Source organism: Microbacterium trichothecenolyticum, assembly GCF_030818955.1.
GTDB lineage: Bacteria > Actinomycetota > Actinomycetes > Actinomycetales > Microbacteriaceae > Microbacterium > Microbacterium trichothecenolyticum_B.
In genome coordinates this window covers 2252641-2275999 of record NZ_JAUTBF010000001.1, presented here as the reverse complement: position 1 = coordinate 2275999, position 23359 = coordinate 2252641, and the positions used below count along the sequence as shown (strand labels likewise).

Annotated in this window: 16 protein-coding genes; 5 read left to right on the top strand and 11 right to left on the bottom strand. The window is 71.4% G+C overall.

The features are described from left to right. Positions 1 to 2 precede the first annotated feature (2 nt). The 10 genes from QE412_RS10755 to QE412_RS10710 form a co-directional block, all read right to left on the bottom strand. Positions 3 to 1328, bottom strand: coding sequence for a S8 family serine peptidase (locus tag QE412_RS10755; RefSeq protein WP_307483352.1), 1326 nt, complete (start codon positions 1326 to 1328; stop codon positions 3 to 5). Beyond that, complete coding sequence (gene eccB, locus QE412_RS10750) at positions 1325 to 2659, bottom strand: type VII secretion protein EccB (RefSeq protein ID WP_307483349.1); 1335 nt, start codon at positions 2657 to 2659, stop codon at positions 1325 to 1327. The genes QE412_RS10755 and eccB overlap by 4 nt, the downstream gene beginning before the upstream one ends. Positions 2660 to 2662: 3 nt before the next feature. Continuing rightward, positions 2663 to 3997: a type VII secretion integral membrane protein EccD gene (gene eccD / locus QE412_RS10745; RefSeq protein WP_307483346.1), complete on the bottom strand. Its 1335-nt coding sequence runs from the start codon at positions 3995 to 3997 to the stop codon at positions 2663 to 2665. Positions 3998 to 4112: 115 nt separating this feature from the next. After that, positions 4113 to 4400, bottom strand: a complete 288-nt coding sequence (locus QE412_RS10740) for a WXG100 family type VII secretion target (RefSeq protein WP_307483343.1) — start codon at positions 4398 to 4400, stop codon at positions 4113 to 4115. 1 nt (position 4401) lies between these two features. Further along, a complete protein-coding gene (locus QE412_RS10735; RefSeq protein ID WP_307483340.1) occupies positions 4402 to 4719 on the bottom strand; it encodes a WXG100 family type VII secretion target in 318 nt (105 codons plus the stop codon). Then, complete coding sequence (locus QE412_RS10730) at positions 4712 to 6247, bottom strand: hypothetical protein (RefSeq protein ID WP_307483338.1); 1536 nt, start codon at positions 6245 to 6247, stop codon at positions 4712 to 4714. The genes QE412_RS10735 and QE412_RS10730 overlap by 8 nt, the downstream gene beginning before the upstream one ends. Continuing rightward, a complete protein-coding gene (locus tag QE412_RS10725; protein WP_307483336.1) occupies positions 6244 to 7539 on the bottom strand; it encodes a S8 family serine peptidase in 1296 nt (431 codons plus the stop codon). The genes QE412_RS10730 and QE412_RS10725 overlap by 4 nt, the downstream gene beginning before the upstream one ends. Continuing rightward, positions 7536 to 7925: a hypothetical protein gene (locus QE412_RS10720; protein WP_307483333.1), complete on the bottom strand. Its 390-nt coding sequence runs from the start codon at positions 7923 to 7925 to the stop codon at positions 7536 to 7538. The genes QE412_RS10725 and QE412_RS10720 overlap by 4 nt, the downstream gene beginning before the upstream one ends. A gap of 131 nt (positions 7926 to 8056) precedes the next feature. After that, positions 8057 to 8344 (bottom strand): WXG100 family type VII secretion target, encoded by a 288-nt coding sequence (locus QE412_RS10715; RefSeq protein WP_307483332.1) that lies wholly within the window; start codon positions 8342 to 8344, stop codon positions 8057 to 8059. Positions 8345 to 8373: 29 nt separating this feature from the next. Beyond that, complete coding sequence (locus tag QE412_RS10710; RefSeq protein ID WP_307483330.1) at positions 8374 to 8685, bottom strand: WXG100 family type VII secretion target; 312 nt, start codon at positions 8683 to 8685, stop codon at positions 8374 to 8376. Between the two features lie 285 nt (positions 8686 to 8970). On the opposite strand from QE412_RS10710, the gene QE412_RS10705 reads away from it, so the two are divergent. From QE412_RS10705 to QE412_RS10685, 5 genes are all read left to right on the top strand, one after another. Then, a complete protein-coding gene (locus QE412_RS10705) occupies positions 8971 to 10332 on the top strand; it encodes a hypothetical protein (RefSeq protein ID WP_307483326.1) in 1362 nt (453 codons plus the stop codon). Continuing rightward, the gene (locus QE412_RS10700) at positions 10329 to 11348 is read left to right on the top strand and encodes an FHA domain-containing protein (protein WP_307483323.1); all 1020 of its coding nucleotides are present in this window, start codon (positions 10329 to 10331) and stop codon (positions 11346 to 11348) included. The genes QE412_RS10705 and QE412_RS10700 overlap by 4 nt, the downstream gene beginning before the upstream one ends. Continuing rightward, positions 11345 to 15346 carry a type VII secretion protein EccCa gene (gene eccCa / locus QE412_RS10695; RefSeq protein WP_307483319.1) on the top strand — a complete coding sequence of 1334 codons (4002 nt, stop codon included), beginning with the start codon at positions 11345 to 11347 and terminating at the stop codon, positions 15344 to 15346. Before QE412_RS10700 ends, eccCa begins: the two co-directional genes overlap by 4 nt. A 133-nt stretch (positions 15347 to 15479) precedes the next feature. Then, on the top strand, positions 15480 to 17480 hold the full coding sequence (gene recQ / locus QE412_RS10690) for a DNA helicase RecQ (RefSeq protein ID WP_307487168.1): 2001 nt from the start codon (positions 15480 to 15482) through the stop codon (positions 17478 to 17480). 283 nt (positions 17481 to 17763) lie between these two features. Continuing rightward, positions 17764 to 19866, top strand: coding sequence for an acyl-CoA dehydrogenase family protein (locus QE412_RS10685; RefSeq protein WP_307483317.1), 2103 nt, complete (start codon positions 17764 to 17766; stop codon positions 19864 to 19866). A gap of 442 nt (positions 19867 to 20308) precedes the next feature. Here the strand turns inward: QE412_RS10685 and QE412_RS10680 are convergent, their stop codons facing one another. After that, positions 20309 to 23200 (bottom strand): chitobiase/beta-hexosaminidase C-terminal domain-containing protein, encoded by a 2892-nt coding sequence (locus tag QE412_RS10680; RefSeq protein ID WP_307483314.1) that lies wholly within the window; start codon positions 23198 to 23200, stop codon positions 20309 to 20311. Positions 23201 to 23359: the final 159 nt, after the last annotated feature.

Below are 23359 nucleotides of genomic sequence, written 5' to 3'. Positions count from 1 at the left end.
GGTCACATCCCGCGATCGTCGCCGTACAGCCCTCGCCCCGTAGGCGCGGGTCGAGGGGGCGCGTCGTCTTCGCGACGCCGGCTGACGAGGATCGCCAGCGCCCCGATCGCTGCAAGAACGACGAGTCCTGCGACGCCGATCCCGGTCGCCAGGGTGATCGCCTCGGCATCCGGTCCCGGCCCGACGACCACGGCGACCGGTGCCGGTGTCCCGGTGGGAGCGGGCGTCGCGGTCGCCCCGGGGAACGGGCTCGACGGACCGCGGAGCCCCGCACCGGGAACGAGCACGATCGCGTCGTAGGGCTGCACGACCCCCCAGCCCGAGGCGTTCGAGCGCGTGTCGGGCTGTGGCCGCACGGCCGTCGCCTCGAGGCGGTAGGCCCACTGCGCCGGCGTCTCGTCGGGATGGGCGGCGGCGACGAGCGCCGCCGCGGCTGAGACGTACGCGGCGGCGTAGCTCGTGGCGGGCCCGTCGGTGGCGACCGCGCAGTCGCCGCCCTGCGGCCACGCCGAGGCGATGTCTTGCCCGGGGGCCGCGAGGGCCACGTGCGAACCGCGAATGCTGGCGTTCGTCACGACGCCCGAGGTGTCGGTGGCGGCGACGCCGACGGCCCCGGGGAAGCCCGCGGGATAGCGCACGCCGTCGGTGTCGTCGTCTTCGACGGCCGCGGTCGAGTCGCGGTTGCCGGCACTGGCGACCACCAGGCTGCCGCGATCACGGGCGTACGCCACGGCCTCGCCGAGGGCGGCGTTCTTCTCGGTCGTGCTCATCGAGACGTTGATGATCTGCGCGCCGCGATCCGCGGCGATGCGGATGCCCTCGGCCATGCGCGCGGTGTTCGGACCGAACCCCGCCTCGACGAGCTGATCGGAGTCGCCCGCGTAGACGCGCACCGGCAGAATCCGCACCTCCGGCGCGAGTCCTTGCACGCCGGATTTCGGGATGACCCGGGCCGCGATCTGCCCGGCGATCACCGTCCCGTGGCCGTACACATCGGTGCGCCCGATGCCGTCGGTGCCGTCGGGCACGAGGTTCACTCCCGCGACGATCGCGTCGTCGAGATGGGGGTTGGGGGCGACGCCGGAGTCGACGACCGCCACGGTCACCCCGGCGCCCCGTGTGAAGGTCCATGCGGAGGCACTCTGCAACTGGTCGAGGGCGGGCGGCGTCTGGCTGATGCGCGTTGAGGCGACGCACTGGTCGCGTGAGGCGGCGACGACCCCGGATGCCGGGCCCCCGGCGTGCGCGACGGCGGGAGCCGCAGAGACCAGCAGGCCCACGACGAGTGCCGTCGCACCGAGGCGACCGGCTCGCCGCAGACGCGTCACTTCGCCTCCGTGGTCGGCGAGCGCTGCGCCGCGCTCTGGCTCAGCGACGGGCCGGTGCGCAGGAGCGCCGTCCAGCCGTCGGTGACGGCGCCCACATCGGCGGGGGAGTAGCCGAGGCGCGCGATGGTCTCGTCGGTCGCGTTGGGCAGCGGGTACGCCGTGCCCGTGGCATCCACCAAGGTCAGCACGCTCGTGCTCTGGTCGCCGCGCCCGCCCGCCCGCACGAGGGCGCCGTGGCTGGGGGCGACCTGTACCCCCGCGGTCACCGCGGTCGACGTGGGCTGGGTGGCGAGCACGGCGGTGCTCTGTCCGTCGCCGGGCGTCAGGATCGCGCACGGGCGCTGCCCGGCGGTGACGGTCTCGAAACCGGTGCGGGGCCACTCGTCGCCGAGACCCTCCGGGGCGGTGGAGAGTTCGCGGATCTCGTCGGCGGTGACCTCGGTCACCGATCCCGACAGGGCGCTGCCGCTGCCGAGCTGGTACAGCTGCCAGGCCAGGGGCGTGAGTGCCTCGAGCACACCCCCGGTCTGCACGAGGAACCGCTCGTCGTCGGCGGAGCCGGCCTGGCGGATCACCTGACCGACCCTCAGGTTGGTGCCGGGCACGGCGGTGCCGAAGTTCTGCAGGGTCAACGGGGTGAGCGGCGTGCCCGCCGTGAACAGATCGAGCCACGATGCGGGCACGCTCACCGGCGACAGGGCCGAGATGCCCGCCGCGCGCAGCACGGCGTCGGGGTCGCTACTCGACACGGCGAAGCTGCGGCCACCGCGCACGACGTGCAGGATGCCGTCGACCGAGACCACGACGGCACGGTCGGTCGCGGTCGCGGGTCCGCCCGAGGTCGAGATGCGCACGTCGAGGGCCGCGTCGTCGGTGACGCATGCGCTCCACCCGGCGTTGATGAGGTTCGACGCCGGCGGGAGCTCGTCGGGCGCCCCCGTGATGCCGAGGGTGTCACCCACGGGCGTGCCGGCGAGGGTGGCCTGGTCGGTCGAGATGACCCCGAAGTCGTTCGCCGGCAGCAGCAGACGGGCACTCGCGGTGTTGATCACCGGGTGCAGTACGCCGTCGACGGTGACGAAACGGGCGCCGGTGTCGGAGACCAGTACGAGCTTGCCGTTCTCCCACCCGGTCGGCAGGCCCGGGCGGATCAGACCGTAGAACACGCCCACGAGAACGACGATGACGGTGAGGGCGATCGCGGCGATCACCGCGCGCAGCGGCGAGGTCGGTTGCAGTTCCTTGCCGCCCGGCGCGCCGCTGACGAACGCGGTGAGCAGGCGTCGGCGCGAGAAGTTCTGCGCCTCGATCAGGTCGCCCTTGGTGGCCACGGATCACGCCAGACCGGAGGCGATGACCGACAGGGGCAGCAACGACGCCAGCACCAGCAGCTCGGCCGTGTCGGCGACGCGGATGAGCCGCAGGCGGGTCTTCGGGGCGAGCAGGGTCACCGTGACCACGCTGACCGTAGCGGCCGCGAGCACCACGAGGATGCCCACCCGCAGGCCCGGCTGCGCGAGCGAGGCGACGACGCCCGACACCACGAGTCCCAGGATGCCGGTGGCCATCACCGTGAGCACGCCCGAGCGTGCGAAGGTCTGGCGGGAGGGGAACATCATTCCCGCGAAGGCGAGGGCGGCCAGCAGCGCCCCGGCGGCGTTGTACGCCGCCACCAGCGGGACCGCGACGAGCACGGCGGTGGCCAGCGCGAGGCGCAGGGCGATGAGGATGCGCTTTCCCTGGGCGACGCGCTCGGCGACGTCGTCGGCGTCGATCGGTTCCGGTTCGGCGAACACCTCGGCGTCGCTCTGCGGTGAGACGACGCGCAGTCGGGTCGTTCCGAGCGCGAGCCACGGCAGCGCTCCGCCCAGGGTCGCGACGATCCCGACCATGAGGGTCCAGACCGTCGCCGGGGGGAAGAACGCGGCGAACGTTCCCGTCACGCCGACGACGCCACCCGCGATGAGGGGCGCCAGTTGCAGTTCGGCCCGGTCGCGGGTCAGGGCCAGCGCGACGCCCGCGACGACGAACGCGCCGCCGCCTGCGGCGGCCAGCGGCCATCCCCACACATCGGCCGAGGCGGGTGCGGTGAGGAAACCCGCGACGGCGGCGAAGACGGATGCCGCCATGCCCAGGCCCTGCCCGGCTTCGCGCTGGCCCAGACGGGCGATCACGGCCGACACGACCAGCAGCACGAGCGCGCCGCCGCCGGCGACCAGCGCACCGAAGGGCAGCGCTCGACCGGCGGCCAGCAGGAGCACCGCGCAGACGCCGAGCAGCGCGAGGCTGACCGCGAGCGCGGTGCGGGCGTTGTCGCGAGTCGTCCAGGGACGGTTCTGTTGCGCGGTGGCGTCGATCACGGCTTCGACGATGTCGTCGTACACGCGGGGCTGGGCGACGAGGCCGCCGCGCACGAGGGTGAGCACTTCGCCGTCGACGATGCCCTGCGCCGATGCGCCGCGCGACGGATCGACGGTGCCACCGTCGGCTCGTTGCAGCGCGTAGCCGGCGGAGGTCATCGAGGGGTCGAGCACTCCGAGCGACCGCGCGAAGCCGGGAAGGAATTCGATGAGGGGCACCTGCGCGGGGATGGCGATGTCGAGTCGCCGCCCTTCGCTCTGGACCGACAGTCGCAGCAGCGCCCGCGTCGCGTTCATGACGTCAGCCATCGGCGGCCCCCTCTTCCCGGACCGAAGCCCCCTGCGCTCAGACGTCGAAATCCTATCGCCGGGGTGCTTCGTCGCGCTCGCCCGAGCGCGCGAACGGTACGCTCTCTCACCCCGCTCAGCCGAAGCGCGCCGCGGACGCGCGATCGGCGCTGACGTAGTCGTCGGCGATGCCGTCTGTCGCGGTCGAGATCCGCTGCAGCGCGTCTCTCATCTGCTCGAGCGTGGCGCTCCACTGCTGCTGGGCGTTGTTATAGGCGACCTGAGCGGTGCCCTCCCAGTCGCCGCGCAGCCGCGCGACCTCGGCATCCAGGCCGGCGAGAGCGGAATCGATGCGCGCGCTCTCGGCGCGCAGCCGCGCGGCCGCGGCATGCAGGGCTTCGGGGGTGACGCGGAGATCACTCATCTCATTCGCCTCCCAACAGCGCGCCCAGTCCGTGGATGGTGGTGCGGTGCTGCTCCTCGACGGCCTCCTGGTCGCGGGCGGTCGCGGTGAGAGCCGTGCTGAGGGTGATCAGCACGTCGTTGAGGCGGTTTGCGCCGGCGGTCCACTCGTTCACCAAGACGCCGTACGACGTCGCAGCCTCGCCCGACCAGGTGGCGCTCAGTTCGTCGAGCTCGGCCAACACGCGGCGCGCGCTGTCGGCGATATCGGCGTGCGCGCCCATCACCGCCTCGGCCCCGCGCGCGAGCGCGCCTTCCGCCGCCGAAATGCGCTCAGACATCGTCACCATCCCCCTCGGAGCTCTCGCGCCCGCCGGCCTGCGCGTTCTCGGAACGCGGGCCGACCTCGGCGTCGTCTTCCATCCGCGGCGCGATGGGGCCGCCGAGCCCCCTCGCCTTCTCGTCTTCGCGTTCGGACCGTGATCCGCTGCCACCGATGCCGCCGACACGCGCCGAGCCGCCGGCACCTCGCGTGGCGCCGGCCGCGGCCCGCGCGCCGCCCGCCGTCGCACGACCGCGGCCCCCGTCCGCCGCCGCACCGCGGGCACCACCGGCCGCAGCCGATGCTCCGGGGCGCCCACCGCCGGCGGTGCCGGCCGCTCCACCGGAGCCGATACCACCGCGGGTTCCGGCGCCGCGTGCCGCGGACGACCCCGACCCGCTGCCGGCGCCGACGCCTCCGAGTCCGCCGACGCCGCGCGCCCCGAGGCCGGAAGCCGCGGACCGCCCCAGCAGACCGCCCGTACGGGCGCCGCCACCGGTCGCGGCCCCACCCGCGGGTCGGCCGAACAGTCCTGCGCCGGCACCGGCCGCCGGGTTGCCGACGCGACCCAGCGCGAGTGCGCCGCCTCCACCGGCCACCAGGCCCGCGGCCAGACCCGAGCCGATGCCCGCGCCGGGTCCCCCGGGCGTCCCCACGAGTCCACCGCCTCCGCCGGGCAGGCTGGGGATGCCCCCGGGCAGCGTCGGCGATCCGGAGATCGGGCCGTCGGGGGTCGGAGCCGGAGAGAGGTTCCCCAGATCGATGGGCGGCTTGCCGGGGAGGCCGGGCACGCCGTCCGGGTAGGGCCCGTAGGGGCCGGGGTGTCCCGGTAGCGTGCCGATTCCCTCGGGTGTCTGACCGGACGGGAGCTGCGTGCCGCCGTCGCCCCCGCTCCCCGGGCTGGTCGGAACCGGGGAGACGTTCCAGTCCGGGTAGCGTTCGAAGCTGCGTCCACTGTCGCCCCCGCCTGCTGTGCCACCCCCGTCCCCGCCCGACGGTGGTTCGGTCGTGGTGTCCCACTCGGTCTCCGGGTCGAACTCGGGCGGCGCATCGAGCTTCGCCTCGTCGATCTCGGCGGAGTGCCTTTCCATCGCGGCCTTCGCGGCGGCCTCGCGTTGACCGGCGAGATGGTTGTTGATTGCGAGCGAGGCGCCCTCGCCGGCGACGAACGCCCATGGCCCGAGTACGAACATCGAACCCACCGCGGCTCCGCGGACCAGGGCCTGCTGCTGCGGCGACATCTCGCCCGGGGGGAGCGACGCGAGGGATTCGCGAGCGTTCTCACGGGCCAGGTTGGCGAAGTGCAGCTTGAGCGGGAGGTGCACCTGCACGTAGGTGATCTGATCGTTCAGCTTGCCGGCCGTCTTCGCGAAGGACGCCGTCGCGGCCCGGCCGGACTCGCCCAGGAGGCCGGGGTCGTCGGCGACCTTCTGCAGCACCTGTCGGAGGGACTGCAGGCCCTCCAGGAGCGTCTGTCGGTGGGGCAGATCCCAGCTCGGACCGCGCTCGGCGAAGTCGATCAGACGTTGTTCCCAAGTACCCGTCATGAGGTGCGTCCCTTCCCCGTCTTGCGGCGCTGGGTGATGACGACGATCAGCGTGATGGCCGCGCCGATCAGAACGAGGACGACGATGCCCCCGACGACCCACGGCACCAGCGACATCACGTCGAAGCCGACCGGCTCCGCCGAATCCTCGTAGAGGTCGAAGAACTTCCCCGGTGCCGGCGTCGGCACGAAGCCCTCGGCCTCGGCCGTGTCGATCTGCTCCTGCGTCGGGAAGCTCACGGTCTTGCCGGCGGACTCGCCCATCAGGGGCGATACGTCGGGGAACTGGGTCGGGTCGACGCTCAACAGCGTCGGCAGCCACGCAGCTCCGTAGCCGTAGCCATCTTCGGTGCGCGTGGGCTCGTGAACAGACGCGTTGGTCGTCGCCAGCAACGCCTGCACGAGTTGGTTCCCCGTGGCCTGCGGCGTTTTCTGGGCGGCGAGCGCGAGCATCCCGGCCACCAGGGGGGCAGCCAGCGACGATCCGCCGGTGCGAGCCGCGGTGTTCCAGTCCCCGTCGATCCCGGCAGACGGGAAGATGCTCCCCGCCGCCACCACCGTCGTCTGCGGGATGACGAAGGCCGCGCCCGTGTTGTCTTTCTGAAGATCGCCGTTCGGGTCGATCATGGAGGCCGCCACGACGCCGTTCATCCCTCCGATGTCGGTCTCCATGTCGGCCAGGATGTCGGCGTTCGGCTCCGCGGTGATGATGACGACCCCGCGTGCCAGCGCGTAGGCGATGGCGGACGCGTCTCTCTCGTCGGCGCCGGTCGTGACCGAGGTCGTGATGATCTCCGCGCCGTCGTCGACGGCCGTCTTCACCAGATAGCCGAAGGTCGAGATCTCGAGATCGGTGTTGGGGCGACAGGTTCCGCTGTCGGACGGGCCGTATCCGTAGAAGGTGATATCGGCGTCGGGCGCCATGCCCTTGATCGAGCCGGGGCCTTGTCCGTTGCCGATGATCAGAGCGGCCATCAAGGAGCCGTGGCGGGAGTCTGAGGTTGCGACGTCGGACACGGCACTCGTCGGCGTCTTGCAGACCTGCATGTCGGACACCGTGAGATTCCGGCCCGCGAACACCGGGAGAGCGGGGTTGATCTGCTTGTCGATCACGGCGATCTTCACCCCGGCGCCGGTGAGCCCGGCTGCGTGCGCCGTCTCGACCCCGTAGGCGTTCGCCCAGAACTCCGCGTCGGTGTCGAGGGCGAACGCGGCGGACGGCACCGATCCGACCAGCAGCGCGGCGGCCATCGCCCCGGCGACGGCGCACCGACCGAGTCGGCGGCGCCTCACGGCTGGATCCCGCGCAGCGCGGACCGGGCTCCGCCGGAACCCCCGGCGCTGGCGCCCAGGTCGGCGGGCGGTCGCGATGCGGTCTCGACGAGCGAGAGGGTCTGCTGGGCGTCGGTCGCGTTGAGCGCATCGCTCTCCTGCAGAGCGGCGACGGCCTGGGTCAGCGCATCGGCGTGCTTTCGCACGTAGGCGAGGATGAGATCGACGCGGGCTTGCAGCTCCGATGCCCGCGAATCGAGGTGATCGGTGTATGCCCCGGCCACCTCGCCGACGCGGTTGCCTTGTACGTCGTCCACCGCGGAGAGAGCGACCTCGTCGTGCACCTGGGCGATGAGCGACAGGTTGTGCTGTACGACCTCGCCGTCGAGGCTGATGAACTGGTTCATGGGGATCACTCGTTTCTCCGCGATCGACGAACGCAACCGGAGACGCCGAAGCGCCGGCAAAATGATGTGGGGGTGGCCGGTGGGGTCGAAAGAGCCGGCGATCGCCGCAGCGACCGCCGGCTCGAGCCGACTCAGGCGAAGCGGCCGGCGGCGGACTTGTCGGTCGAGGTGTAGCCCTGGGCGATCTCGTCGGTCTTGCCGGCGATCTGCTGGAGCAGCTCGTTCAAGCGCGTGAGCGACTGGGTCCACTGGGCCTGTGCCTGGTCGTACGCGACCTGCGCTTCGCCGTCCCACGAGGAGCGCAGCGCGTTGACCTGCGACTCGAGCTCGTCGAGACGGGTGCGGATGCCGGCGGCGCCATTGCGGATCTGACCGGAGAGCGCGATGACCTGCTCGGGACGAACGGACATGGACTGCATGAGAGTTCCTTCTTTCGTGTCGAGCGGGGTCAGCCGAGCAGCGAGCCCAGGTTGCCGATGGTCTGCTGGTGCGACTCTTCCGAGGCCGCCTGGTCGCGCTCGGTGCCGCGCAGGGCGTCTTCGAGCGTGACGAGCACGTTGTTGAGCTTCGTCGTCTCTTCGTTCCAGCGCTGCATGAGCTGCGTGTACGAACCGGCGGCGGCGCCGGTCCAGAAGCCCGACACCTGGTCGAGCTCGCTGCGCACCTTTCGGACCTGCTCGTCGATACCCGACTTCGCGGTGTTGACCGCCTCGGCCCCACGACGAAGCGCACCCTCCTGGGCGGCGATGAGATCTGCCACGTCTGTCTCCTCGTTGTTCCTCCGCGCGCCCGGGCGTTGCGGATCGGTCTTCACGCGCGGGGGAACCCGTGCGCGGGATCGCTGAGGAACCGGAGCCCCCCACCGACCTCACGAATGTACGTAACGCGCACGGAGGCATCAACCCTCTTGCGCAAACTCGAAGATGACAAAATTCTCATCTTCGCAGCCGTCCACAGGCAGGCGACGGCGCGGTCGCGGGACGGCTACGCTGGTGCGGTTCGCGCGCCCTCCGGGGTGGGCGTACGGCGAGAACGAGGGGGACCGTTGAGCGCTGAGGTGGTGCACGGGCGACGCGTTGCGCTCGTCGACGGCGCGTCACGGTACGACCTCGTCGTCCCCCTTCACGCGTCTGTCGACGATGTGCTGCGTGCCGCTGCCGTCTCCCCGGACGGCATCCGCATCGTGGGAGTGGCCGGTCGCGAGATCGATCGCGCCACCACGATGCGCTCCCTCGACGACGGGGTCGTCCTCGTCCTCGTCGACCCGTCGGCGTCCTCCGGCGCGGCGGCGGAGCCCCCCGAGTCGCCGAACGTCGCCCGCCGCGTCCCGGCGGCGTGGGCAGCGCTGGCGGTGGGGGGCGGCATCCTGGCCCTGCTCCGTCTGCTCGGCGGCGACGCTCTTACGGCGCCCGTGCGTGTGCCGGTCGCCTTCATCGCCCTCGCCGCGGCGCTCGCGTCGGCGGCGGTGTTCTCGGTGGCCGTGCGCGATCGGACGGCGACGCTCGTCCCCGTCGCCTGCCTCGTGGCGCTCGCCTTCGGCGGCGGCGCCGCCCTCGTGCCCGACCTGCCGGCGTCGTCGGCCCTGGTGGCCGTGTTCACCGGGCTGCTCAGCGGCTCCGTCGTGGCCGGGGTGACGGGCGTTCTCGGTGCCACCGCGGCGCTTCGCGCCCAGGGGCGCACGGCCGCCATCGTGGCCGCGGTGCTGGCGGCGATCTGGGGTCTCGGTCTGCTCCTTCACCTCGACGCGACGGCGCCCGCCGCCGTGACCCTCGGGATCGTCCCGATCGCGCAGCGGGTGCTGCAGGCCAGTCTCGTCGACGTCGCCCCGGGCACGTTCGTCGACTACGCCCGCTTCCAGACGACGCGGTGGACCGTACGACAGAGCCTCCCCGACGAGGTGCGCACGATCGACGCCGCCGACGCCGACGCCCTCGTCGAACGCTCCGCGGCGCGGCTCACCGTGGGGGTGGTCATGCTCGTGACCGCCGGAGCCGCGAGCGCGTTCACCGCGCTGCCGTCGTTCCCCGGCGACGACCCCGTCATCCTCGGTGGTCGTATCGCCCTGGCATCCACTGTGGTGCTGTCGCTGCTGCTCGGGTCGCGCAAGAGCACCGTGCCCTTCTTGCGCTGGGTCGAGCGGTCGGGGGCCGCGGTGGTCGTCGCCGCGGTGCTGGTGGCGCTGCTTCCCGCCGTCACCTCGGGACTGCTCGTGATCGTCGCCGGCGTCTGCCTCGCGGTGGGTCTGGGGTGCGCGTTGCTCACGGTGCCGATCGGACGCGGGTTCCGCTCCCTCGGCTGGTCGCGCACCGGCGATGTGATCGAGGCGCTCGCGACGGCGCTGTCGCTTCCGGCGGGCATGCTCGCCGCCGGAGGAGTGGAGATCGCGCGTGCGATGATGGCGACATGACGCAGACGTCGCCTCTCGGTGCGCCCGCGGCCGTGGGGGTGCGTGTGGGTGCTTTCAGCGTCGATGCGGCCCTCGTGGTCATCGCCGCGGGCGCGGCCTTCCTGCTCGGTTCCCCGGTGCTCGCGGGCGCGGTCGGTGCCGAGGTCCTGCTGGGGCTGTGGATCCTGCAGGCGCGCAGCGGCCGCACCCCGGGCGCCCTGCTCTTCGGTCTGCGCACGTCACGGGTGGACGCGCCGCTGGTGCCCGGTGCCGGGCGCGCGTTCGTGCGCGGAATGCTCGTCGTGCTCGGGGGGCTCGTGTTCGTCGCGGGGGCGTGGGTCGTCGTCGCCTCCGCGGCGTTCGACCGTTCGGGTCGTCGGCGCTCGTGGGCCGATCGCGCTGCGGGAACGATCCTGGTGTTCGTCCCGCGCGGGCAGAAAATCCCGGATGCCGATGACTCCGCCGCCCTGTCGGAGCCCACGGTCCATGCTCGCCCGGCGTCGCCGCGCGAGCCCCTGCGGGTCTCCGCCTCCGCGGCGTCTCTTCCTCCCGCCCCGGAATGGGACTCCCCGATCATCGCGATCGAGGCGCCGACGTCGGCCGGCGCGCGCCCGGCAGCGGTGGTGCCCGAAGCCGTGGCCGATGCGCACCCTGCCGCTCCGCAGGCAGGGGCCGTGCCCCGCGTCGGGGGGATGCAGATGCTCGTCGTCTTCGACACGGGTCAGCGGGCGCAGTTCGACCTGCCCGCGAGTGTCAACTTCGGTCGCGCCCCCGTCGCGGATCAGCCCGGCGACGTTCTCGTCGCGGTGGACGACCCCGACCGTCTCGTGTCGAAGACGCACCTGCGTCTCGAGCACGACGGCGAGACCGCGTGGGTCATCGACGCCGGTTCGACGAACGGCTCCGAGCTCATCGACGACGACGGCGTCCTCCACCCGCTGCCCCCCGGCGCGCGCACGCTGCTCGAGGACGGCACGCGCGTGCGCCTCGGCGAGCGCGTGTTCACCCTCAGCCGTCTGATCGGAGGTCCCGCGTGAGCACGGGTCCGCGCATCGCCCCGCCGTCGCTGCCCAACGGGCGGATCGTGCTGCAACCGCCGCCCGAGCTGGTCCCGAACGAGGGCGGCAGCGGCATCCTGACCTCCCTGCTGCCGATGCTCGGCAGCGTGGGCGCGATCGTCATGGTCACGATCTCGAACAGCGGACCGACCGGTTTCCTCATCGGCGGCATGTTCCTGTTGTCGTCGCTCGGCTTCGTCGCGGTCAACGGGTGGCGCCAGCGCGCGCAGCGGAACGCCGAGGTGCTCGGCAACCGCCGGGAATACCTCGCGTATCTGTCGGACCTGCGCGAGACCGTGCGCGTCGCCGCGCGCAAGCAGCGTCGGCACGGCGGGTGGATCATGCCCGCGCCCGCCGCGCTTCCCTACATCGCCGAGGAACGCTCGCGCGTCTGGGAGCGCCAGCCGGGCGACGAGACGTTCCTGCTCGCCCGTATCGGCGTCGCCGACCAGCCCCTCAGCCTGACGCTCGAGGCCCCCGAGCTGCCCCCGTTGGCGCAGCTCGATCCCGTCGCCGCCTCCGCCGCGCACCGCTTCATGCTCACGCACGAGATCCAGCGCGAGCTTCCCCTGGGCTTTCCGCTCGGCGACTACGCGCGCATCGAGCTCGTCGGTACCGACGAAGCGGCGGTGCGCAGCCTCGCCCGCTCGTTGGTGGCGTCGGCGGCCACCTTGCACGACCCCGAAGACGTGATCATCGCGGTGCTCGCTGGGCCCGCCCAGACGCCGGCGTGGGACTGGGTGAAGTGGCTCCCGCACGCGATGTCGTCGCGGGTGCAGGATCGTCTCGGGCCCGCACGCATGATCTCGGCATCGCTCGACGAGCTCGTCGACATGCTGCCGCCGCAGCTCGCGTCGCGTCCACGCTTCGCGCCGGGCGGGGGTGTCACCCCGCACGTGGTGCTGGTGGTCGACGGTGTCGACGTGTCTGCCGTCGGCTCGCTCGGAGGCCTCGAGAACGCCCAGGGCGTGACCGTCATCGACCTGCCCACCCGCTGGGACGAGCTCGACGACCCCGCCGTCGCGCGCGTCGCGCTCGCGGAGGCCGTCGCCCCGGCCCGCTCGCGCCGCGGCGAGGCGAAGGAGATCGTCGCCCCGGCGGAGTTCATCGACGGTGCGGGCCGCGCGCAGACGTTCTTCCCGGATGCCATGTCCATCGCCGAGGCCGAGGCGACCGCGCGCCGGCTCATGCCGCTGCGGCCGGCACCCATGGTCGTCACCGACGCGCCCACCACTCAGGGGCAGGCGGAGCTGACCGAGCTGCTCGGCCTGCCCGATGTGCGAACGATCGACTTCGACCGAGCGTGGAGCCCCCGCCTCGAGCGCGACCGTCTGCGCGTGCCGATCGGTCAAGAGCCGTCGGGTACTCCGCTCGTGCTCGACCTCAAGGAATCCGCATCCCAGGGTATGGGCCCGCACGGCGTCATGGTCGGAGCGACCGGCTCGGGCAAGTCCGAGGTGCTGCGCACGCTCGTGCTCGCGCTGGCGATGACGCACTCGCCCGAGCAGCTCAACTTCGTCCTGGTCGACTTCAAGGGTGGTGCCACCTTCGCCGGAATGGCCGAGATGCCGCACGTCTCGGCGGTCATCACCAACCTCGGCGCCGAGCTGGCCCTGGTCGACCGGTTCCAGGATGCCCTGCAGGGCGAGATCGTCCGCCGTCAGGAGCTGTTGCGCGCCGCGGGCAACTTCGCCAACGTCGGGGAGTACGAGGCGGCGCGTCGCGGTGGCCGCACCGATCTCGCTCCGCTTCCCGCCCTGCTCATCGTCGTCGACGAGTTCTCGGAGCTGCTGTCGGCCAAGCCGGAGTTCGTCGACAGCTTCCTCAACATCGGTCGCGTCGGCCGTTCCCTCCACGTGCATCTGCTCCTGGCATCCCAGCGCCTCGAAGAGGGAAAACTCCGCGGACTCGACACCTACCTGTCGTACCGGATCGGTTTGCGCACCTTCTCGGCCGCCGAGTCGCGCACGATCATCGGCACTCCCGACGCCTACACGTTGCCGCAGGAGCCGGGCGTCGGCTTCCTCAAGAGCGACACCGAGAACCTCGTGCAGTTCCGCGCGGCGTACGTCTCGGGGCGGCCGAAGGGCACCGCCGGGCTGTCCGTCGACGAGGTCGATGTCGCCGGCACCGGTCCCGCGCGCGTCGAGGTGTTCACCGCGATGGTCCAGCCCGACGACGAACGGGCCGACGACACCGATGCCGAACCGGAGGCCGTCGCGGTGCCCGTCGCCGACAAGCGCTCCACGTTCCAGATCGCCGTCGACCGCATGAAGGACCGCGGCCCGGAGGCGCACCAGGTGTGGCTGCCGCCGCTGGCCGAGCCCGCGCCCCTCGACGAGCTCATGCCCGACCTCGCGGAAGACCCGGAGCTCGGCCTCGTCTCGCGCCGCTGGCGCGATGCCGGGGCCCTCACGGTTCCGATCGGCGTGGTCGACATCCCCCTCGAACAGCGCCGCGACCACCTCACGGTCTCGCTCGGCGGGGCTGCAGGCCACGTCGCCATCGTGGGGTCTCCGCTCAGCGGCAAATCCACCCTGGCGCGCACGCTGGTGTCGGCGCTGGCGCTGACCGGAAGCCCGCGTGAGCTGCAGTTCTTCGTGCTCGATTTCGGCGGCGGCGGTTTCACGGCGATGCAGCGCCACCCGCACATCGCCGGCGTCGCCACCCGCACCGAGCCCGAGGCGGTGCGCCGCGCGGTCGCCGAGGTGGAGGCCGTGCTCGACGCGCGCGAGCAGTACTTCCGCCGCAACGCGGTCGATTCGATCGAGACGTACCGGTCGCGTCGGCGCGAGGGGCGTCTCGACGACGGTTTCGGTGACGTGTTCCTCGTCGTCGACGGCTGGTCGACCCTGCGGGCGGAGTTCGAGGCGCTCGAGGCCCGCATCCAGACCATCGCCGCGCGCGGCCTCAGTTTCGGCGTGCACGTGGTGGTGACCGCGAACCGCTGGCTCGAGATCCGTGCTGCCCTCAAAGACCTCGTCCAGACGCGCCTCGAGCTGCGGTTGGGTGACCCGACCGACTCCGACGTCGACCGCAAGCAGGCCGCCAACGTCCCCGTCGGCCAGCCCGGTCGCGGTCTCAGCGCGACCAAGCTGCAGATGCTCACGTCGGTGCCGCGCATCGACGGATCCGACGACCCCGCCACGATCGCCGACGGGGTCGCCGACATGATCGGCAAGGTCACGGCGGCCTGGCGGGGCGAGCCCGGACCCAAGCTGCGCCTGCTGCCCGAGAGCATCACGCTCGACGAGGTGCGCGCGCTCGTCGAGCCCGGCGACCCCCGTCTGCTGCTCGGCATCGAAGAGGCGCAGCTGGCGCCGTTCGGCGTCGATCCGCGCGTAGAGCCGCACCTGTTCGTGTACGGCGATTCGGGCATGGGCAAGTCGTCGTTTCTGCGGGGCGTGGCGAAAGAGATCCAGCGGCTCTACACGCCCGCCGAGGCGAAGATCTTCGTCGTCGACTATCGCCGCGCGCTGCTGGGGGAGATCCCCGACGACTACCTCGGCGCCTACCTGACGTCGCACGATCTGGCCACCGGCGGGATGAACGACCTCGCACAGTACTTCTCCACGCGCATTCCCGGGCCCGACGTCACACCCGCGCAGTTGCGCGAGCGCAGCTGGTGGAAGGGCGCGGAGGGCTTCATCTTCGTCGATGACTACGACCTCGTCGCCACCAGTCAGGGCAACCCGCTCGCGGTGCTGCAGCCCCTGCTGGCCCAGGCCGGCGACCTCGGGTTGCACGTGATCCTGACCCGGCGATCGGGTGGCGCGAGCCGAGCGGCGTACGATCCGATCATCCAGCGCTTCACCGACCTGGGCGTCACCGGCATCCTGCTCGGCGGCAATCCGGAAGAGGGAGCGCTGATCGGCCGGGTCAAGCCCGAGCGCGCCGCTCCCGGGCGCGCGCAGATCGTCAGCCGCGAGCACGGCCTCATCGCCTCGCAGCTGGTGTTCTCGCCGCCTGCGCACTGATCACCCGTCCTCCACCGTTCGACGCAGCGCCCCGATATCCACCGATGGATGTCGGGGCGCTGTCGGTGTCGGTGGCCCGGGTTACCGTGGAGGGGTGACATATCCCGGCGCCGCACCCGAGTCGTACGCCGACGTGCCGCCCGAGCCGTACGACGTCCCCGACGATCCCTACGCGGGCGTCGGCTGGGACCCCGACCAGTTCGCTCCGCCGGAAGATTTCGATGCGCCGCCGCCGCCCGTCGACCCGTCGTCTCCCTTCGCGCGGGCGGTCGCGGCGACCGGAACGGCTCGCGAACTGCCGGCTGTGCGCGATTTCACCGGCCGCGACCCGCGCGAGGTGCTGCACGAGGTCTACGGCTACGACGCATTCCGTGGTGACCAGGCCGACATCGTCCAGCACGTGGTCGACGGCGGCGACGCTGTGGTGCTCATGCCCACGGGCGGTGGCAAGAGCGTCACGTACCAGGTGCCCGCGCTGGTGCGGCCCGGTACGGGTCTCGTCGTCAGCCCTCTGATCGCGCTCATGCACGACCAGGTCGAGGCGCTCATCGCCAACGGCGTGCGGGCCGGCTACCTCAACTCCACCCAGGCCCCGGCCGAACGACAGGCGGTCGAGCAAGCGTTCCTCGCGGGCGAGCTCGATCTGCTGTACGTCGCTCCCGAGCGCCTCAACGGTGCGCAGACCCTCGGCCTGCTCTCGCGCGGGCGTCTGAGCGTCATCGCGATCGACGAGGCACACTGCGTGTCGCAGTGGGGCCACGACTTCCGCCCCGACTACCTGGCGCTCGGCGACCTCGCCGATCGGTTCCCGGGCGTCCCGCGCATGGCCCTCACCGCCACCGCCACCCCGGCCACCGCGCAAGAGATCGTCGAACGTCTGCGCCTGCGCGACGCCCGCGGCTTCGTCGCGAGCTTCGACCGCCCCAACATCCAGTACCGCATCGACGCCAAGGTCGACCCCCGTCGCCAGCTCGTGCAGTTCATCAAGGCGCAGCCCGCGAACTCGGCCGGTATCGTCTACGCCCTCAGTCGCAAGAGCGTCGAGCAGACGGCCGCATACCTGTGCACCCAGGGGCTCGACGCCCTGCCTTACCACGCGGGCCTCGACGCCTCGGTGCGCGCGGCCAACCAGTCACGGTTCCTCCGCGACGACGGCGTCGTGATGGTCGCCACCATCGCCTTCGGCATGGGCATCGACAAGCCCGACGTGCGCTTCGTCGCCCATATCGACCTGCCCAAGTCGGTCGAGGGCTATTACCAAGAGACCGGGCGCGCCGGTCGCGACGGCGACCCGTCGGTGGTGTGGATGGCTTACGGCCTCGGCGACGTCGTGCAGCAGCGCCGCATGATCGACCAGTCGCCCGGCGACCGTTCGTACAAGATGCGACTGGGACAGCACCTCGACGCCATGCTCGCGCTGTGCGAGACGGTCGGTTGCCGCCGTCAGAACCTGCTCGGCTACTTCGGACAGAAGTCCGAGCCGTGCGGAAACTGCGACACCTGCCTCACCCCGCCCGACACGTGGGACGGCCTCATCGCCGCGCAGAAGCTGCTGTCGACGATCGTTCGCCTGCAGCGCGAGCGGGGCCAGGCTTTCGGCGCCGGACACCTCATCGACATTCTGCGCGGAGCCAAGACCGAGCGCATCGCGCAGCAGGGTCACGATCGCCTGAGCACGTACGGGCTGGGTGCTGACCTCTCCGATCAGGACTGGCGCAGCGTCATTCGGCAACTCCTCGCTCGCGGGATCATCGTCGCGCAGGGCGACTACGGCACCCTCGCCCTCAGCGAGGCGTCGGCCGGAGTGTTGCGCGGCGAGACGCCCGTTCCGTTGCGCCGCGACGTCCTCGGCCGCGCCGGCGGCGGGGGCGGCGGAAGCCGTCAGCGCACGTCGAGCGCCGACGACGTCGCGCCCGGTGACCGCGATCTGTTCGAGGCCCTGCGCGCGTGGCGCGCCGAGAAGGCGCGCGAGCAGGGCGTGCCCGCATACATCGTGTTCGGCGATGCGACCCTGCGCGCCGTCGCCGCAGCGCGCCCGGCCTCCGTCGGCGATCTCGACGGCATCACCGGTATCGGCGCCAAGAAGCGCGAGGCCTACGGCGATGGCATCCTCGCGGTGGTCGCCGCGAATTGACCGCGGGCGTCCTCGCCGATGGGGCCGTTCGCGGCGCGGTCGGCGCTGCGTTCGCACGGCGCCGCGTCATCGGCGCGCCCCGTGGAAGGCCGGCGCGGATCCGTCGTCCGACATCGCGGGTTCGCGCCGGTGCCACGGCGCATCGGAGGGGATGTCGACCCTCCACAACGATCCCGCCCGACGCCGCGGTGCCCTCTTGTCGTCATCGCACATAATGATTGCCCTGTCATTGTGGGAGACCTACCGTGGTGGCATCCCTTTGCAACGTCGAAAGGTGCCGAACATGACCGACGCCGCCGTCCGTCCCACCACGCCCGCCACGAGCACGCGTACGCCCGTCGGGGGTGCTCCGGCCGCCCCCCACTCCGCCGCCGAGGCGGCCGAAGCGCGTATCGACGTCGATCGCGTCACCGACCTCCTGCTCGGAACGTGGGCCGACACGCGCCGCGAAGCGCGCGAGATGATCAAAGACCCCGCTCTCTGGCGCGACGACAGCCTCGGTATGGACGCGCACCGCGAGCGCACCCTCAGCCAGCTGCACCTGCTCGTGCAGAACAGGGCCGTGCACCGCGCCTTCCCGAAGCGCTTCGGAGGGGAAGAGAACAACGGCGCCAACATCGCCGGCTTCGAGGAGCTCGTCGCCGCCGACCCCAGCCTGCAGATCAAATCCGGTGTGCAGTGGGGTCTCTTCGGCTCCGCGGTGCTGCAACTGGGCACGGCCGAGCACCACGAGAAGTGGCTGCCCGGCATCATGAGCCTCGAGATCCCGGGCGCCTTCGCGATGACCGAGACCGGGCACGGCTCCGACGTCGCCGCGATCGGCACGACCGCCACCTATGACCCCGAGACCGAGGAGTTCGTCATCCACACCCCCTTCCGCGGGGCGTGGAAGGACTATCTCGGCAACGCCGCGCTGCACGGCAAGGCCGCGACGGTGTTCGCGCAACTCATCACCGACGGCGTCAACCACGGCGTGCACTGCTTCTACGTGCCGCTGCGCGACGAGACGGGGGCGTTCCTCCCCGGCATCGGAGGAGAAGACGACGGGCTCAAGGGCGGACTGAACGGGATCGACAACGGGCGCCTGCACTTCGATCACGTGCGCGTTCCCCGCACGAACCTGCTCAACCGCTACGGTGACGTCGCCGCCGACGGCACGTACTCGAGTGACATCGCCAGCCCCGGTCGCCGCTTCTTCACGATGCTCGGCACCCTCGTGCAGGGTCGCGTCTCGCTCGACGGTGCCGCGGCCTGGGCCTCGGCGATCGGCCTGACCATCGCCATCACCTACGGCAACCAGCGTCGCCAGTTCGACTCCGGCAGCGGCACCCCCGAGGTCACCCTGCTCGACTACGGCAAGCACCAGCGCCGCTTGCTGCCGCGCCTGGCCACGACCTATGCCGAGATCTTCGCGCACGACGAGTTCCTGCAGAAGTTCGACGGCGTGTTCAGCGGTCGCCTCGACACCGACGCCGATCGCGAAGATCTCGAGACCCTTGCCGCCGCGCTGAAGCCCCTGTCGACGTGGCACGCCCTCGACACGCTGCAGCAGTCGCGTGAGGCCTGCGGCGGGCAGGGCTTCCTGGTCGAGAACCGCCTGGTGGGCCTGCGCGCCGACCTCGACATCTACGTCACCTTCGAGGGCGACAACAACATCCTGCTGCAGCTCGTCGGCAAGCGCCTGCTCGCCGATTACGCCCGCCAGTTCAAGGGCAAGGATGCCAAACAGCTCGCCGCCTTCGCCGTCGGCCAGACCGCCGGCAAGCTCTTCCACGGCGCCGGCCTGCGTCAGCTCGGCCAGGCGGTGAGTGACTTCGGCTCGACGGCCCGCTCGGTCGAGAAGGGGCTGCGCGCGGAGCAGCAGCACGAGCTGTTGGCCGGCCGCGTGCAGCAGATGATCGCCGATATCGCGGGGCGGCTGCGTCCGGCATCCAAGCTCTCCCGCGAAGACGCGGCGGCGCTGTTCAACGAGAACCAGGCGCAGTTGATCGAGGCCGCACGGGCGCACGGGGAGCTGCTGCAATGGGAGGCATTCACCGACGCGATCAACCGCCTCACCGATCCCGGCACCTCGCGGGTGCTCACGTGGCTGCGCGACCTGTTCGGCCTGCAGCTGATCGAGAAGCACCTCGCCTGGTACCTCATCAACGGGCGCCTCTCGACGCAGCGTGCCGCGGCGGTGTCGAGCTACATCGACCGGCTGGGCGCGCGGCTGCGGCCGCACGCCCAGGATCTGGTAGACGCCTTCGGCTACGGCCCCGAGCACATTCGCGCGTCGATCGCGTCGGGCGTCGAGGACGAGCGCCAGAACGAGGCCGCGTCGTACTACGCGCAGTTGAAGGCCTCGGGCGCGGCTCCCACGCCGGAGAAGAAGCCCGCGCGCTGACCCGCGCCGGCGCCGCACGCGTCCGCGGTGCGGGCCGCGGGCGGCGCGTGAGGACAGGGGATCGTTTGGGGGCAGGGCGGTTGGTGGGGGAGGGGCCTGTTTTCGTGTGATCGCCTGTTCTCGGTGATGCCGCCGGTGGGGCCGCTGCGCGTTCCGTGTGCGGGTTGACCGTGACGGTGAGGCGCTGTCGCGGGGGTGTGAGGCGTTTGAGGACAGGGGATCGTTTGGGGGCAGGGCGGTTGGTGGGGGAGGGGCCTGTTCTCGGACGATCCCCTGTTCTCGGTGACACCGGACGGGCCGGCGCCGGTCTCGCGTGAACGCCTGCCCCGGCCCCGGCCCTGGCACCCGGGGACCGAGGCCCGGGGCCAAGGCCCGGAACCCAGGCCGGGGCCAAGGCCCGGGACCCAGGCCGGGGACCGGGGCAGGGCCCGGGGGCGGGCGGTCAGCGCAGCGTGAAGGTCACCGTGGTGGTGTTGCCGGCGGCATCCTGAGCCACCAGCGTGTTCGCGCCCGCCACCGCGCCGAAGACGCCGGGGGCGAGGAAGTTCACGTCTGACCACTCGTTGTCGGCGAGGTCTTTCACGATGCCGTTGATCGTCACGCGGTCGACCTTTCCGGCGTCGTAGAGCTTGTAGCTCACCTTGTCGTAGGCTTCGGCGCTGCCGACCGTGAACTCCGCGCCCTGCTTCACCGTGACCGTCGGGCCCGTGGTGTCGGCGTCGCCTGCGGTGATCACGCGCACGTCGTCGACGAAGCCGGTGTTGTCGCCCTCGGTCGTCGTCGCCACGAACGAGATGGTGTGCTCGCCCTGCGCCACCGTGAATGGCGCCGTTTCGTAGTACTCGTAGGTTCCGCCGACCGGTACGTAGTGCCCGAGCGTCTGGCCGTCGACCTGCACGTCGAACTCCTGCTGCCCGCCGTAGCCGACGCGGTTGGCCGCGGCGAAGGTGATGGCGAACGTCCCGGCCGGGAACACGACCGTCTGGTCGATGCGGCTGGCAAGACCCGAGTCGGACTTCAGGTACGCCGTGCGCTCGCCCTGCGGGGCGGGTGAGGCGGGGACGAACACGCTGTCGTTGTGCTGGATGCCCGCGCGAGCGCTGAAGGTCCAGCCGTTCACCATGGGACCGTTCGCCGTGCCGCCGGTGGCGGGCCGCTCGAAGCCGGCGTTGAGGATGCTCACCAGCGGGGGCTCCTGCGACACGTCGGGGTTGACGAAGCAGCGGTTGTCGCCGCCCGGGTTCGGGTTCGACCCGAACGAGGCGTCCGCGCAGTCCACGCCGTCGGTGAAGGTTCCGAAGACGAACTGTCCGTCCGAGCCGAAGGCGACGTTGGCCTCGCCCTCGAAGGCGCACTGCCCGCCGTCGGCGTACTGGCAGAAGGTGTACCCGTCGGGGGCGTTCTGCACGTCGGCGACCTTGTACAGCCTCGAGGTGATGCCCGAGGCGTCGGAGCCGGGTGCGATCGCGACGGCGCGCAGGTACGTCGTCTCGAGCGGCTCGAGGAAGATCTGCCCGGTGTAGGGGGTGGAGGATGCCGTGGGCTCGCTGCCGTCGGTCGTGTAGAAGATCCCGGCGTCGGGGGTGGTGCTCGTGATGGTCACGGCCTCGATCGACGGATAGACACCGCGCTCCAGGCTGAACACCGGGGCGTCGGTCACGCCGGGCGTGCTGGCCGGGGTCACCTCGACCTGGGCGACGCCGTACTCGCCGTCGGGCAGGGTCGCCCGCACCGCGATCGTGCGCTCGGTGGTCACGGACGGGGCTGTGAACAGACCGTTCGCGTCGATGCTGCCGTTGGCGTCGCCGACCACCGACCAGGTCGGGGTGCCGGTGCCGTCGATGACGGTCGCTCCGAGCTGCACCTGCGCGCCGCCGGCGACCGACGTCCGCACGGGCGTCATCGCGACCTGCGTGGCTGCGGGAGCCGTCGTGTAGATGGCGTAGGTGTGCTCGTCGCCGATCTCGGTGTCGGTGAAGGCGTTGGCATCCGGGGTCAGGATGCCGCTGGCGGCGGGCAGGAGCGCGTTCTCACCCGGTTGTGCGATCGAATCCGTGTAGGCGATGCGGGTGAAGTCGTCCGTGGCGTTCCCGCCCTCGAACTGCACGCGCACGTCTTTCGGCGACCCCGACTGCGTCTCGACGAGCACCGTGAGCTCGCCGTCCGGTGCCCGGAACGCGGTCGCCCGCACGTCGGCATCCGAGACCTCCGTGCCGAGCACGGTGCTGTGCGTGGGCACGTAACGCAGGAGGGGTCCGGCCTCGGAGAAGGCCGCGGTGGGTTCCAGGCCCAGGATGACGGAGTCCCACAGGTTGTACGAGCCGTTGGTGTCGCCGGCGGGGTCGCCGGTCATCACACCGTTGAGCTGCCAGATGAGGTTGGAGTGCACCCCGTCGTTGGCGCTGCGGATGATGTAGTTGGCGTAGCCGGTCTCCCAGACGCTCGTGCCGGGGTTGGTCCAGCCCATCTCCGACAGGTTGAGCGGAGCGTCGCCGATCACCGCGCGACGCTCGGCGATGGCATCCCCCATCGCGTCGTAGGACTCGCCGTACAGGTGGAACGAGTACTGGTCGAACACGTCGCCGGCGTTCTCGGCCATGTACTGGGTCCAGGCCACCGCGTTGACCTCTTCGGGTCCCCAGATCTGCACGTCGTCGCGCAGGCCGTCGGCCGTCAGGCGGTCGCTCACCGCGCGGGCCATGTCGGCGTAGTAGGCCTTCTCGTCGCCCGGCGCCCAGAAGTCCCAGCTGCCGTTCGGCTCGTTGTAGAACGTGAGGTGGTCGACGTTGTCGTACCCGCGGCCGAACAGGTTCTGCAGCAGTGCCGAGGCGGAGGCGCCGTAGGCGGGCAGGTCGGCGGGGGCCGAGATGTACGGGTCGGGTGCGCCGGGGATCGTGAACCAGTCGTGCACGCGTGCGCCGACCTTCCACCCGAAGTTCAGCTCGACCTCGGTGCCCGCGTCTTTGAACGCGTCGAGGTAGCGGTAGAAAGCGAGCATCTCGGGGCTCTCGAAGTCGTACTGCCCCTTCTCGAGCTCCATCCAGTCGATCTGGAACCAGATGCGGGCGACCTTCGGCTGCAGGGTGTGGATGCGCTCGACATCGACCTCCCAGTCGGCGTCGTCGTAACCGTACTTCGTGGTGCCCTCGAGCAGGCTCCACGGGATGACGTTTACGCCGACGCCGAGGTAGTCCTCCTGCACGCTCTGGTCGAGGTGGACGGTGACGCTGCGCTGCTCGTCGGCCGCGGATGCCGCGGTCGCGGGCACGAGCAGGGCAGCGGCGACGACGCTGGTCGTCGCGGTGAGGGCGAGGGTGGTGCGCCGTCGTCTCATGGGTTCTCCTATCGCCGGTGATGGGAGGCGTCGCGCGGATTCGAGGGGTGAATCTGTAGTAAAGCTACGCCGGGGTGACGTGAGCGAGGGTATGCGCGAAGGAGTGTCGGGCGCAAGGGGCGATAATACGGCGTCGCCGTTCTCGTTCCCCCGTGGTTC